This window comes from Duganella sp. HH101, from assembly GCF_001758795.1.
Classification (GTDB): domain Bacteria; phylum Pseudomonadota; class Gammaproteobacteria; order Burkholderiales; family Burkholderiaceae_D; genus Rugamonas; species Rugamonas rivuli.
Genome location: NZ_LRON01000012.1, coordinates 172,695 through 185,913 on the forward strand (window position 1 = coordinate 172,695; position 13,219 = coordinate 185,913).

Consider the following 13,219-nt stretch of genomic DNA (forward strand, 5'->3'; position numbering starts at 1 on the left):
TCAGCGGGCGGCGCTTGACGCCATCCACGCCAGGATGTCGGCGAAGATCTGCTCGCGATTGAGCTCGTTGAAATTCTCGTGGTAGTTCTGCGGATGCCGCTGGTAGGTCAACAGCGCCGGCGGCACCGATTTCAGCATCTTCTCGGCAGCATCGGCGTCGGCCAGCTTGTCGTCGCCGGCCACCACCGCGAACAGCGGATGCTTCCAGGCCGCCATGCGCGGCGCCAGCCCTTGCTGCGCATGGGTCAGCGCGTTGCCGAAGCGGACCGTGATCTCGGTGGCGCGGATGCCGTCGCGCTCATCGTCGTGATGGCGGGCGGTGATGGCGCTGTCGTGGGTCAGCATGTCGGTCAACGGCGCCAGCGGCACCTTCATGCGCGGCGCCAGCGCGCCCAGCACGCCGGCCAGCGCCAGCAGCACCGGCGACACCTTGATCGCGTTCACGTAGTACGGCGAGGACAAGATGAAGCCCTTGATGGCGGCATCGCCGGCAAAGTGGCCCAGACCCAGGTGGGTGGCGATCAGCGCGCCCATCGAATGGCCCATCACATACACCGGCACGCCCGGATAGTTCTGCTTGACCCACTGCAGGAAGGCGACGCTGTCGTCCAGGAAGACGTGGAAGCCGGGGATGTCGACGCGGCGCGCATCCTGGTGGCCGCACAAGTCGTAGGCCACGGTGGCGATGCCGTGCTGGCGGAAGTACAGCGCCGGCGTGACGTAATCGCCGGCGTGCGCCATGCCGCCGTGGATGGCCAGGATCACCGCGCGCGGCGCAACGCCGGCGGGCTCCCAGATGTGGACGCGGCGCTCGGCCTGCGGGCCGGCGCGGAAGCTGGCCAGGCGGTCTTCGGCGAAGCGCATCAGGCGATGATGCTCAGGTTGATGCCCATGTCGACGAACAGCTTCAGGTCCGCCAGCGTGAAGTCCAGGCTGGGAGTGGCTTCGCCGCGCTCGGTGGTGAAGGAGATGCGCAGCTCGGCCGCCACATCGGACCGCTCGAAATGGATGCCGCGCGCCTGGCACTCGGCCAGGTAGTGGCGCAGCTGCTTGAGCAGTTCGTCCGGGTTCATGTCAGCGCCGAGCGCCACGTAAAACCCGGAATCGATGCGCACCCGGCCGTCGGGCTTGACATCGCCCTTTTGCCAGTCGCTGTCCGGCTCCGTCGGCAGGCCGTCACGGATGTCGGCCAGGCCGTCGTCGTCGCCGTGGACCTTCATGGTTGCGATGTTCATGGATCAGCCCTTATCGTCTCAGGTATACCGAATAAGGTTACACCAAAGAAATTTCAAAGTCTAGCAATATGGCCGGTTAGGCAATACCGTACTGGGTACGGTAGGCGGCCACCGCGTCCTTGTATTGCAACAGCTGCGGGTCGGCGCCGGCGCCGTTCAGGTAGCTGAACAGGTCGTCCAGGTTGCCGATCGAAATCACCGGGATGTTGTAGGCCTTGGCCACTTCCTGCACCGCCGAGTTCGGCGACAGCTGGCCGTCCTTGCCCGAGCGCTCCATGCGGTCCAGCGCGATCAGCACGGCGCACGGTTCGGCGCCGGCGGCGCGTATCATGTCCACCGATTCGCGCACCGAGGTGCCGGCCGAGATCACGTCGTCGATGATGACGACCTTGCCCTGCAGCTTGGCGCCGACGATGGTGCCGCCTTCGCCGTGGTCCTTGGCTTCCTTGCGGTTGAAGGCGAACGAGGTGTTGCGGCCCTTGCCGGCCAGCGCGACCGCCGTGGCCGAGGCCAGCGTGATGCCCTTGTAGGCGGGGCCGAACAGCATGTCGAACTCGACGCCGGAATCGAGCAGCGTCTGCGCGTAGAACTGGGCCAGCTGGGCCAGCGTCGCGCCGTCATGGAACAGGCCGGCGTTGAAGAAGTACGGCGACTGGCGCCCGGCCTTGGTGGTGAAGTCGCCGAAGCGCAATACACCGGTCTGGACCGAAAACGCGATAAATTCCTGACGTAAGTTATTCATAATGCCTCATTTCTGTAAAGTGCCTGTATTTTAACGCTACACTAACGCATTCCAAAATTTACGCACCGATACCGCCATGCCAAAAATCATCTCCGCCAACCTGAACGGCATCCGCTCCGCCTCCAGCAAGGGCTTTTTCAAATGGATGGCCAACCAGGACGCCGATTTCGTCTGCGTCCAGGAACTGAAGGCGCAAGCGCCGGACATGACGCCGGAATTCCTCAATCCGGGCGGCTACCACGGCCATTTCCACTATGCCGAGAAAAAAGGCTATTCCGGCACCGGCGTCTACAGCAAGGTCGAGCCGGACCGCGTGGTGATCGGCTTCGGTTCGCCGGAGTTCGACGCCGAAGGCCGCTATGTTCGTTGCGATTTCGGCAATCTGACGGTGATTTCCGTGTACTGCCCGTCCGGCTCGTCGGGTCCGGAGCGCCAGGAAGCCAAGTTCCGCTTCATGGACCTGTTCCTGCCGCACCTGCAAGCCTTGCACGCCGAAGGCCGCGAAGTGGTCATCTGCGGCGACTGGAACATCGCCCATAAAGAGATCGACCTGAAGAACTGGAAGGGCAACAAGAAGAATTCCGGCTTCCTGCCGGAAGAGCGCGAGTGGATGACGCGCATCTTCGACGAAGTCGGCTACGTCGACGTGCACCGCGGCCTCGATCCGCGCGAAGAGCAGTACACGTGGTGGAGCAACCGTGGCCAGGCGTATGCGAAGAACGTCGGCTGGCGCATCGACTACCACGTCGCTACCCCCGGCATCGCCGCCAAGGCCACCACGGTCGCGATCTACAAGGAAGAGAAATTCTCCGACCACGCGCCGCTGACCATCACTTACTCCTGACGCGGAATTACCGTGACACCGCAAGGGCATTGTGGAGTCGCACAACAAAAAAGTAGCCGCGCCATTACACAAAATGAAATCTTTTGTTATAGTTAACTTGTTTCAATTTGGAAACAGTTACCTAGGAACAAGAGCATGCCAATAGACAAAATGTCCGCGACTTATACGATTGAAGGTGAAGGTTCCAATACCGATTACACCATCAACCGCCTGGAAGAAAACGGCAAAGAAGCAATCATCACGAGTTCGTATAGCGTTGACCCCGACAGTGGAAGCAGCATCAGCGTCATAACGTGGTGGGATCACGGAACCGCCGTAGGTAGTAGCGTTATGATCGACGACCGGGTCGGCGAGCTGTCTGGCGGCTATATCAGCAAGATGGGTGAGGCCATGCAGCCCATCACCATCGTAGGCGGTGGCGGCGGAAAGATGCCGATGGATATGCCTGATTTCTTCGATATGTAAGCATCTGGCGCTATAAGCTGCGGCGGCTGCGGAATTCGCGCGGTTCGCCGCTCAGCGGGTCGGTGAAGGCGATGCGGCGGGCCAGCAGTTTCAAAGGCTGCGAGACGTCGTCCTGCTTGCACGGCAACGCCACCGGATAAAACGCGTCGTTGATGATGGGGATGCCCAGCGACGCCAGATGCAGTCGCAACTGGTGCTTGCGGCCGGTGTGCGGATGCAGCCGGTACAAGGTGCAGTCGGCGCGGTGCTCGATGACGTCGATCAACGTTTCCGAATTCGGCTCGCCCGGCTCTTCCTTCATGATGAAGAACTTGTCGCCGTCCACCATGCGGCTGCGGTAGGTAAAGGGAAATTCGCGGCCGTGCAGACGCGGCGCAAGCGCCTCGTACTCCTTCTCGATCACACGCTTCTGGAACATCGACTGGTACGCACCCCGGCTCTCCTGGCGGCGCGAGAAGATCACCACGCCGGCCGTCTCGCGGTCGAGCCGGTGGATCGGCGTCAAGTCCTGCTCGCCCAGCTTTTTCTTCAGGCGCACCAGCAGCGTCTCATGCAGGAAACGGCCGGTCGGTATCATGGGCAGGAAGTGCGGCTTGTCGACCACCACCAGATGCTCGTCCATGAACAGCACTTCTTCCTCGAACGGGATCGGCGTCTCGGCCTCCAGCTCGCGGTAGTAGAAGATGCGTATGCCGCGCTTGTAGGCGCTGTGCGGCGACAGCGGATTGCCATCGCCATCCACCACGTCATTGCGCGCCATGCGTGCGCGCCAATCGGCTTCCGTCACGTCGGGATAGCGCGCCACCAGAAAGGTCAGCAGGTCCGGCCACTGCCCTTCCGGCAGCCACAGATAGCTGGGCGCGACACCGTCGCGCATGGGCAGAGGCGCCGCCGCCATTAGGACCTGGGCAGCGCGAGCGAGTGGTACGGCGCCAGCTGCTGCGGATCGAGCCCTTTGGCGCGTGCATACACCGGCAACACCAACGGCATATTCTTGTTCATATTGGCGATGCGATCCTTGCCGGTTGGGTGGGTAGACAGGAAGCTGATCGGCTGCGCCTTATTGATCGCACTCATTTTCTCCCACAGTGCCACGCCCGCGCGCGGATCGAAGCCGGCCCTTGCCGCCAAATCGAGGCCGACCAAATCCGCCTCGCTTTCGTCCTCACGCGAAAAGTGCAAGGCGACTCCCTGCGAAAACAAGCCAGCGGCGGCGTCGCCCAGGCGCGGGTCGACACCCAGATATGCAGAGGTGACTGCGCCAAAGATACGCGATCCCACCTGAGTCACCGTATTTTTGCCCGCCTGCTCGCGCGCGTGCTCGCGCAGCGCGTGGGCGATCTCATGGCCCATGACCATCGCCACTTCGTCGTCGGTCAGATTGAGCTTGGTCAGGATGCCGTTGTAGAAAGCGATGCGGCCGCCCGGCATGCAGAAGGCGTTCACCGTCGGCGAATTGAGCAGGTTGACTTCCCACTTCCAGTTGGCGGAGTCCGGGTTCCAGCGAGCGGTGAACGGGATCAGGCGCTTGGCGATGGCGCGCAGGCGTATCAGCTGCGGGTTGCGCTCGGTGGCGACGGCGTCCTTCTGGTGGGCCTGGGCCAGCATCTGGTCGTATTGCAGCTTCGATTGCTGGTCGAACTGGCGGGCGTCGCCGCCCAGGCCGCGCAGGCGCGACATGCTGCTGACGGGGATGCCGTCGTCCTGGCCGCCTGCGGCCACGGGCGCGATGGTGCCGGCGCAGCAGACCAGCGCCAGCAAGGCGGCGTTTAATTTAAGCTTTTTCATTCCTGGTATTCCATGGGGCGATTTTAGGCAGCATCATCATGGCAGGAAACGCCAGGATGAAGCACACAATAAAGAACCAGAACCAGCCGGTTTCCGCCACAATATAACCTACCGAGGAGTTGATGAATGTGCGCGGCACCGCGGCCAGGCTGGAAAATAAAGCGTATTGGGTGGCAGTGTAGCGCGGATCGGTGGCGCGCGACATGAAGGCCACCAGCGCCGCAGCGCCCAGCCCCAGGCTGGCGAAGGCTTCGAAGCCGAAGACTGCGCTCAGCAGCAGCGGATCGGGGCCGGTCTTGGCCAGCCAGGCGAAGCCCAGGATGGCGATCGCCTGCAGCACGCCGAACACCCACAGCGCGCGGTTGATGCCCAGCTTGATCATCCAGATGCCGCCGACGGCGCCGCCGGCCAGCGCCGCCCACCAGCCGGTGGCGTTGGCCGCCAGGCCGATCTGCTTGGTGGTGAAGCCGATATCGAGGAAGAACTTGGTCGACAGCGCGGTCGCCATGCTGTCGCCGATTTTGTAGAGCAGCACGAAGCCGATGATCAGCAAGGCCTGGTTCCAGCCGTCGCGCTGGACGAACTCGCGGAACGGCAGCACCACGGCTTCCTGCAGGTTCTTGGGCGGCGCGCCATACACGGCGGGCTCCCTGGACAGCAGCGTGCAGACGAAGCCCGGCAGCATGAAGGCGGCGACGATCCAGAACACGGCCTGCCACGGCATGCTGTCCGCCAGCACCAGCCCCAGCGCGCTCGGTATCAGGCTGGCGGCCTTGTAGGCGTTGACGATGATGGCCGCCCCCAGGCCCTGCTCGTTCTCGCTCAGGATCTCGCGGCGGTAGGCATCGATCACCACGTCCTGGCTGGCCGACAGGAAGGCGATCAGGAACACGGCGCCGGCGATCAGCGTCAGTTCCAGTTTAGGGTCCAGCATGCCCAGGCCACCGATCACCAGGAACAGCGCCAGCTGCGTCAACGCCATCCAGCCGCGCCGGCGGCCCAGCGAGCCGATGGCGTAGCGGTCCATGAACGGCGCCCACAGGAACTTGAAGGTGTAAGGGAACGTCACCAGCGCGAACAGGCCCAGCGCCTTCACGTCCAGCCCCGACTTGGCCAGCCACGCCTGCATCAGGTAGATCAGCGTGTACAGCGGCAGGCCGGAGCTGAAGCCCAGGAACAGGATGGAGACGGTGCGGCCGTTCAGGTAGGTGCGCCAGCCGCGCGCGCTCGGTTGCTGTTCCTGGATGGTCATCAGTGGTTTGCCTTTTTACGCAGTCGGAACACGGCGAGGTCGCCGCGCAGGTTGGGGAGGAAGGAGACGCGCTGGCCTTCCGCCAGCGCCACGCAGTCGATCACTTCCAGACCGCACTCCACCGCCAGGTCGCGGAAGTCGTTGATGGTGGCGCAGCGCACGTTGGGCGTGTCGTACCATTCGTACGGCAGCGACTCCGACACCGGCATGCGGCCCTTCAGCAAGGCTACGCGGTGCGGCCAGTAGGCGAAGTTGGGGAACGATACAATCGCCTCCTTGCCAACGCGGACGATGTCCCGCAACAGCGGCTCCACGTGCTTCATCATCTGCAGCGACGACAGGCACAGCACCGTGTCGAAGCTGTTGTCGCCGAACAGGGCCAGGCCGTTCTCCATGTCCTGCTGGATCACGCGCACGCCGCGCTTGGTCGAATCGAGCACCTTGTCGTCGGCGATCTCGATGCCGTAGCCGCTGCACTGCTTGTCGCTTTGCAGGTAGTCCATCATGACGCCATCGCCGCAGCCCACATCGAGCACGTGCGCGTTCTCGGGCACCCAGTGGGCGATGAAGGCCAGGTCCGGCCGGGCGCTGCTTAAATCGTTGAAGTTCATGCTGCCGCTTCCTTGTTAATGTCGTTCCACACCTGCTCGTAGTAGGCGCGCACCAGGTTCATGTAGCGCTGGTCTTCCAGCAGGAAGGCGTCGTGGCCGTGCGGCGCATCGATCTCCGCGTACGTCACTTGGCGGCGGTTGCTGATCAGCGCCTGCACGATCTCCTGGCTGCGCTCCGGCGAGAAGCGCCAGTCGGTGGTGAACGAGGCGAGGAAGAACTTGGCCTTGGTGTGGCTGAGCGTCTTGGCCAGGTCGCCGCCGTGCGCGCGCGCCGGGTCGAAGTAGTCGAGCGCCTTGGTGATCAGCAGATAGGTGTTGGCGTCGAAGTATTCGCTGAACTTGTCGCCCTGGTAGCGCAGGTAGGATTCGATTTCGAAATCGACGCCGAAGCCGAATTTGTAGTCGCCCGCCTCTGCGGAATCGCGCAGTTTGCGGCCGAACTTCTCGGCCATGTCGTCGTCGGACAGATAGGTGATGTGGCCGACCATGCGCGCCACGCGCAGGCCGTTCTTCGGCACCACGCCGTGTTCGTAGAAATCGCCGCCGTGGTAGTCGGGGTCCGACAGGATGGCCTGGCGGGCCACGTCGTTGAAGGCGATGTTCTGTGCCGACAGCTTGGCGGTCGAGGCGATCACCACGCAGTGGCGCAGGCGGTCCGGGTACATGATGGACCAGGCCAGCGCCTGCATGCCGCCCAGCGAACCGCCCATGACGGCGGCAAACTGCGTGATGCCCAGTTCATCGGCCAGGCGGGCCTGGGCGTTGACCCAGTCCTCCACCGTGACCACCGGGAAGGCCGCGCCATAAGGCTTGCCGCTGGCGGGATTGACGTGCATAGGTCCCGTCGAGCCAAAGCAGGAGCCGAGGTTGTTGATGCCGATGACGAAGAACTTGTCGGTGTCCAGCGACTTGCCCGGGCCGACCATATTGTCCCACCAGCCCTGGCTTTTCGGCTGGCCTTCGTATTCGCCGGCCACGTGGTGCGAAGCGTTGAGCGCGTGGCAGACCAGCACCGCGTTCGATTTGTCGGCATTGAGGGTGCCGTAGGTTTCATACATCAACATGTAGTCGCGCAGCGACGCGCCGCTTTGCAGCGGCAGCGGCTGCGCGAAATGCATGGTTTGCGGAGTAACGTGTCCTAAGGATGGCATTGTGGTTTGGTTTTTATAGGGGTCGGCCCCGCGGGCCATCTATCAAGGTGGGACCGCGAGGATGGGTCCCACCGACTTACATCAACTGCAATTGTTCGACCGCGTCTGCAATTACGTTGGGTTCCATCGAGCGCATGATCTTGCGGGTTTGCGGCACGATGCGCGCAAGGTCGCTGTTCAGGATTTCCTGCTTGACCGACAGCAGCTGTGCCGGGTGCATCGAAAACTCGCGCAACCCCATGCCGAGCAGCAGGCGGGTGAGCTTGACGTCGCCCGCCATTTCGCCGCACACGGCCACGTCGATCCCGGCTTTATGCCCGGCCGCAATCGTCATCGAGATCAATTGCAGCACAGCCGGATGCAGCGGATTGTAAAGGTGTGCGACCTCATAATCAACCCGGTCGATCGCCAGCGTGTACTGGATCAGGTCATTGGTGCCGATCGACAGGAAGTCCATGCGCTTGACGAACATCGGCAGCGCCAGCGCGGCGGCCGGGATTTCGATCATGGCGCCGACGTCGACATCGTCGTCGAACTTGACGTTCTGCTCGCGCAGCTCGGCCTTGGCCTGGGCGATCATCGCCAGCGACTGGTCGATCTCGAAGGCGTGCGCCAGCATCGGGATCAGGATGCGCACCTTGCCGAACACCGAGGCGCGCAGGATGGCGCGCAGCTGCGTCAGGAAGATCTGCGGCTCGGCCAGGCAGTAGCGGATCGCTCGCAGGCCCAGCGCCGGATTGAGCGCCGTGTGCTCGCTCTGGTCGAGCGGCTTGTCGGCGCCGATGTCGAGCGTGCGTATCGTCACCGGGCGGCCCTTCATCGCCACCACGGCCTTCTTGTACTGCTCGAACTGCTCGTCCTCGGACGGGATCTTGCTGTTGCGGCCCATGAACAGGAACTCGGAGCGGAACAGGCCGACGCCGTTGGCGCCCGCCTCCATCGCGGCCGGGCAATCGTCCGGCAGCTCGATGTTGGCCATCAGCTGGATCTCGACGCCGTCCTTGGTGATGGCCGGGGTCTTCTTCAGCTTTTGCAGCTTCTTGCGCGCGCGCGCGGCGGCGCCCTGGCGTTCGCGGTACTGCTCCAGCACCAGCGCGCTCGGGTTGGCGATCACCACGCCGGCGTCGCCGTCGATGATCAGCCAGTCGTCCTGCTCGATCAGGGTCGAGGCGCCGGACATGCCGACCGCCGCCGGGATGTCCAGGCTGCGGGCGACGATGGCCGTGTGCGAGTTCTGGCCGCCGACATCGGTGACGAAGCCGATGAAGGAACGGTCGCGGAATTGCAGCATGTCGGCGGGCGAGATGTCGTGGGCGACGATGATCATCTGCGCCTGGAAGCCGTCCTCGCCGGCGGTGGCCGGCAGGATCTGGGCGGTGCCCATCAACACCTTCAGCACGCGCTCGGCGACCTGCTGGATGTCGGCCTTGCGCTCGCGCAGATAGGGGTCTTCGATTTCGTCGAACTGCGCCGACAGCTCGTCGATCTGGGTCAGCAGCGCCCATTCGGCGTTGTAGTGGCGGGCGCGGATGATGTCCAGCGGCGCCTCCGAGATCATCGGGTCGGACAGGATCAGCGCGTGGACGTCGATGAAGGCGCCCAGCTCGGTGGGCGCGTCCTTCGGCAGTTCGTTCCACAGCGTTTGCAGTTCCTTGTGCACCTGGGCCAGCGCCTGCTGCAGGCGCGAGACTTCCGCTTCCAGATGCTCTTCCGCCACCAGGTAGTGCTTGACGTCCAGCGCCGCCGGCGCCAGCTTGTGGGCGCGGCCGATGGCGATGCCGCGCGAAACCGGGATGCCATGCAAGGTGAAGGAAGCCATAGGCGGACCTGTGGGGGTACGTGGGCGGCTGCGTTCCGCAGGCATTACTCGCCTTCGCCGAACTTGTCGTTGACCAGCGCCGTCAGCGCGGCGATGCAATCGCCTTCATCGGCGCCGTCGGCTTCCAGCGTGACCTTGGCGCCCTTGCCGGCGGCCAGCATCATCACGCCCATGATGGACTTGGCGTTGATGCGGCGCGCGTTGCGGGTCAGCCAGACGTCGCTTTGAAATTTTGCTGCCAGTTGGGTGAATTTGGCGGAGGCACGCGCATGCAAACCAAGCTTGTTGATAATCTCAAGTTCTTGTTGAATCATTTTTCTTTTGTCTCAATCAGAAATGCGCACTGCAAAAAATAAAGTCCGGAGTCAGGGTTGCCCAACCCGGATGCGGTTATCGACGCGCACCGCCCCACTCTGCGCGCCAGCCAGGGCCATTTCGACCACCACGTCCAGCGTGTCGCGGCGGTAGGTGATGGCGCGCAGCAGCATCGGCAAACTGATGCCCGCGATAACCTCCACCCGGCCGGCGTCCGCCAGACGGTTACAGCAATTGGCGGGCGTGCCGCCTTTGACGTCGGTGATGACCAGCACACCGTCGCCTTCGTCCAGACGCTGGATCGCCGCCGCCGCCAGAGCCTGGACTTCGCCGAGGTCCTGGTCGGCGATCACGTCGATCGCCTCCAGCCGCTCGGTGGGACCACGGAACACATGGGCGCAGGCGGCAATGAAGGCCTGTCCCAGTGGTGCGTGCGTCATAAGCAGTATGCCAACCATATTCTTAAACCGCCAGTGAGCGCGGACGTTTTTTGGCGTCCGGCGCGTGTTAATGATGCGTTATTGTGCCTGCACGGCCGCTTCGACGGCGTCGATGAACATCGCCGCCACCTGGAAGCCCGTTTGCTGGGTGATTTCCTGGAAGCAGGTTGGACTGGTGACGTTGACTTCTGTTAAGCAATCGCCAATAACATCTAATCCTACCAGCAACAAGCCACGGGCGGCCAGTATCGGCCCCAGGGTATTGGCAATTTCATAATCGCGCTCGGTCAGCGGCTGCGCCACGCCAACGCCGCCGGCCGCCAGGTTGCCGCGCACTTCGCCGTTCTGCGGGATGCGCGCCAGCGAGTACGGCACCGGCTTGCCTGCGATCACCAGGATGCGCTTGTCGCCCTTGACGATCTCGGGGATGTAACGCTGCGCCATGATGGTGCGGGCGCCGTTGTCGGTCAGCGTTTCGATGATGGAGCCGAGGTTCATGCCGTCGGCCGTCACGCGGAACACGCCGGCGCCGCCCATGCCGTCCAGCGGCTTGAGGATGATGTCGCCGTGGTGCTTCTGGAAGGCGCGGATGCGGGCCTCGTCGGCCGTCACCAGCGTCGGCGAGGTGAACTGGCTGAACTGGGCAATCGACAGCTTTTCATTGTGGTCGCGGATCGCGGATGGCTTGTTGAACACCTTGGCGCCCTGCTGCTCGGCCAGCTCCAGCAGGTAGGTGCCGTAGATGTACTCCATGTCGAACGGCGGATCCTTGCGCTGGATGATGGCGTCGAACTCGCCCAGATTGGTTTCATGGGCGGGCGCCGCGCGATACCAGTCGTGGCTGTCGCCGGTGATGGTGATTGCGGCCGCGTTGGCGTAGACCACGCCGCTGTCCAGCGCCATGTCTTTTTGCTCGAAGGCGTAGACGGTGTGGCCGCGCTTGGCCGCTTCCACCATCATGGCGTAGGTCGAATCCTTGTAGGTCTTGAAGGTCGACAAGGGATCGGCGAGGAAAGCTATTTTCATGGGCGCATCCATTCTGGGTAATGCCTGATTTTAGCCGAGATTCGCCGGCGGCACCGGGGAGCGGACCAGGCCGCTCCCGTGGGGATTAGTAGACTTCCGGATTCGGATCGGTGCGTTCCATTTCCAGCGACGCCGCCAGCAGGGCCAGCCGCGCCACCACGCCGTAGACGTAGAAACGGTTCGGCGCCGCCGTGCCCGGCTTGGCCTTCAAATCCGGCACCGCGTGCTGCTGGGCGAAGGCCAGCGGCACGTATTGCGAACCGGGCGCGTTGAGGTTCTGGTCGATGCCCTTTTCCGCGTGCACGCGGTAGAAGCCGCCCACCACGTAGCGGTCTATCATGTAGACCACCGGCTCGGCCACCGCGTCCTTGATGCTCTCGAAGGTCGGCACGCCTTCCTGGATGATGAAGTCGGTCACTTCCTTGCCATCCTTGACGACGATCATCTTGTCGCGCTGGGCCTGGCTCAAATCCTTGATTTCGCTGGAATCCTTGATGGTCAGGATGCTGGTGCCGTAGGTGCCGGCGTCCGGCTTGACGATCACGAACGGCTTCTGGTCCTTGATGCCGTATTCCTTGTACTTCTTCTTGATCTTGGACAGCAGCGCATCGATATTGGCGGCCAGGCAATCGTAGCCCTCGCCGGTGCGGAAGTTGACGGCGTCGCACTTGGCGTGGAAGGGGTTGAGCATCCACGGATCGACGCCGATCAGCTTGCCGAACTTCTTGACCACCTCGTCATAGGCGTTCATGTGGTTGCCCTTGCGGCGCACGGCCCAGCCGGCATGCAGCGGCGGCAGCAGGCTTTGCTCGTGGATGTTCTGCAAAATGTCAGGAATGCCGGCCGACAGGTCGTTGTTCAGCAGTATCGTGCACGGGTCGAAATCCTTCAGGCCCAGGCGGCGGCCGTTGGCCGAGCGCACCAGCGGCTCGACCACCAGCATGTTGCCGTCAGGCAGCGCTAGCGGCGTCGGCTGGGTGATTTCCGGCGACAGCGAACCCAGGCGCACGTGCAGGCCGGTCTGGCGGAAGATCTGCATCAGCCGGGCGACGTTCTGCCAGTAGGTCGGATGGCGCTGTTGCACTTCCGGGATCAGCAGCAGGTTGCGGGCGTCCGGGCAGTATTTGTCGATGGCCGCCATGGCCGCCTGCACCGACAGCGGCAACATTTCCGTCGCCAGGTGGTTGAAGCCGCCCGGGAACAGATTGGTATCGACCGGGGCCAGCTTGTAGCCGGCGTTGCGCATGTCGACGGAGCAATAGAACGGCGGCGTGTGCTCTTGCCACTCCAGGCGGAACCAGCGCTCAATGGCCGGCGTTGCGGCCAGAATTTTTTCTTCGAGGTCGAGCAGCGGTCCGGTCAGGGCCGTGACGAGATGGGGAACCATGGTTACTTCCTTAGCTATTACCGTGCAGATAGCCCAAATCAGGGCGAAAACTGTATTTTAAAGGCAGGAAATGAAAAAAGCGCCTCTTTTGGAGGCGCTTCTTTCTTTGCCCGTAGCAACGGGCGGTATTACGTTACCAATAAA

15 protein-coding genes are annotated in these 13,219 nt (G+C 63.1%); 2 read left to right on the forward strand and 13 right to left on the reverse strand.

What is annotated here, in order from left to right; all coding sequences use genetic code 11:
* From DUGA2_RS19830 to pyrE, 3 genes are all read right to left on the reverse strand, one after another.
* A complete protein-coding gene (locus DUGA2_RS19830; protein WP_070271211.1) occupies positions 1–864 on the reverse strand; it encodes an alpha/beta fold hydrolase in 864 nt (287 codons plus the stop codon).
* Positions 864–1,235, reverse strand: a complete 372-nt coding sequence (locus DUGA2_RS19835) for a hypothetical protein (protein ID WP_008444963.1) — start codon at positions 1,233–1,235, stop codon at positions 864–866. The genes DUGA2_RS19830 and DUGA2_RS19835 overlap by 1 nt, the downstream gene beginning before the upstream one ends.
* Before the next feature lie 76 nt (positions 1,236–1,311).
* Positions 1,312–1,977 (reverse strand): orotate phosphoribosyltransferase, encoded by a 666-nt coding sequence (gene pyrE / locus DUGA2_RS19840; RefSeq protein ID WP_070271212.1) that lies wholly within the window; start codon positions 1,975–1,977, stop codon positions 1,312–1,314.
* 76 nt (positions 1,978–2,053) lie between these two features.
* Here pyrE and DUGA2_RS19845 point away from each other — a divergent pair, with 76 nt between their 5' ends.
* Both DUGA2_RS19845 and DUGA2_RS19850 read left to right on the forward strand, forming a co-directional pair.
* Positions 2,054–2,821 (forward strand): exodeoxyribonuclease III, encoded by a 768-nt coding sequence (locus DUGA2_RS19845; protein WP_070271213.1) that lies wholly within the window; start codon positions 2,054–2,056, stop codon positions 2,819–2,821.
* Between the two features lie 135 nt (positions 2,822–2,956).
* Positions 2,957–3,286 carry a hypothetical protein gene (locus DUGA2_RS19850; RefSeq protein ID WP_070271214.1) on the forward strand — a complete coding sequence of 110 codons (330 nt, stop codon included), beginning with the start codon at positions 2,957–2,959 and terminating at the stop codon, positions 3,284–3,286.
* 10 nt (positions 3,287–3,296) lie between these two features.
* Here DUGA2_RS19850 and DUGA2_RS19855 read toward each other — a convergent pair whose 3' ends face one another.
* The 10 genes from DUGA2_RS19855 to gshA form a co-directional block, all read right to left on the reverse strand.
* Positions 3,297–4,184, reverse strand: a complete 888-nt coding sequence (locus tag DUGA2_RS19855; RefSeq protein WP_070271215.1) for a pseudouridine synthase — start codon at positions 4,182–4,184, stop codon at positions 3,297–3,299.
* The gene (locus tag DUGA2_RS19860; protein ID WP_070271216.1) at positions 4,184–5,074 is read right to left on the reverse strand and encodes a M48 family metallopeptidase; all 891 of its coding nucleotides are present in this window, start codon (positions 5,072–5,074) and stop codon (positions 4,184–4,186) included. Before DUGA2_RS19860 ends, DUGA2_RS19855 begins: the two co-directional genes overlap by 1 nt.
* Positions 5,061–6,326 carry an AmpG family muropeptide MFS transporter gene (locus DUGA2_RS19865; RefSeq protein WP_070271217.1) on the reverse strand — a complete coding sequence of 422 codons (1,266 nt, stop codon included), beginning with the start codon at positions 6,324–6,326 and terminating at the stop codon, positions 5,061–5,063. Before DUGA2_RS19865 ends, DUGA2_RS19860 begins: the two co-directional genes overlap by 14 nt.
* A complete protein-coding gene (gene metW, locus DUGA2_RS19870) occupies positions 6,326–6,937 on the reverse strand; it encodes a methionine biosynthesis protein MetW (RefSeq protein ID WP_070271218.1) in 612 nt (203 codons plus the stop codon). Before metW ends, DUGA2_RS19865 begins: the two co-directional genes overlap by 1 nt.
* The gene (locus DUGA2_RS19875; protein WP_083296383.1) at positions 6,934–8,127 is read right to left on the reverse strand and encodes a homoserine O-acetyltransferase; all 1,194 of its coding nucleotides are present in this window, start codon (positions 8,125–8,127) and stop codon (positions 6,934–6,936) included. Before DUGA2_RS19875 ends, metW begins: the two co-directional genes overlap by 4 nt.
* Before the next feature lie 37 nt (positions 8,128–8,164).
* Positions 8,165–9,907: a phosphoenolpyruvate--protein phosphotransferase gene (gene ptsP / locus DUGA2_RS19880; protein ID WP_070271220.1), complete on the reverse strand. Its 1,743-nt coding sequence runs from the start codon at positions 9,905–9,907 to the stop codon at positions 8,165–8,167.
* Positions 9,908–9,951: 44 nt separating this feature from the next.
* Positions 9,952–10,221 (reverse strand): HPr family phosphocarrier protein, encoded by a 270-nt coding sequence (locus tag DUGA2_RS19885; RefSeq protein ID WP_008444930.1) that lies wholly within the window; start codon positions 10,219–10,221, stop codon positions 9,952–9,954.
* Positions 10,222–10,272: 51 nt separating this feature from the next.
* Positions 10,273–10,680 (reverse strand): PTS sugar transporter subunit IIA, encoded by a 408-nt coding sequence (locus DUGA2_RS19890; RefSeq protein WP_008444928.1) that lies wholly within the window; start codon positions 10,678–10,680, stop codon positions 10,273–10,275.
* 60 nt (positions 10,681–10,740) lie between these two features.
* A complete protein-coding gene (gshB, locus tag DUGA2_RS19895) occupies positions 10,741–11,688 on the reverse strand; it encodes a glutathione synthase (protein WP_070271242.1) in 948 nt (315 codons plus the stop codon).
* Between the two features lie 85 nt (positions 11,689–11,773).
* Complete coding sequence (gene gshA, locus DUGA2_RS19900; RefSeq protein ID WP_070271221.1) at positions 11,774–13,075, reverse strand: glutamate--cysteine ligase; 1,302 nt, start codon at positions 13,073–13,075, stop codon at positions 11,774–11,776.
* Positions 13,076–13,219: the final 144 nt, after the last annotated feature.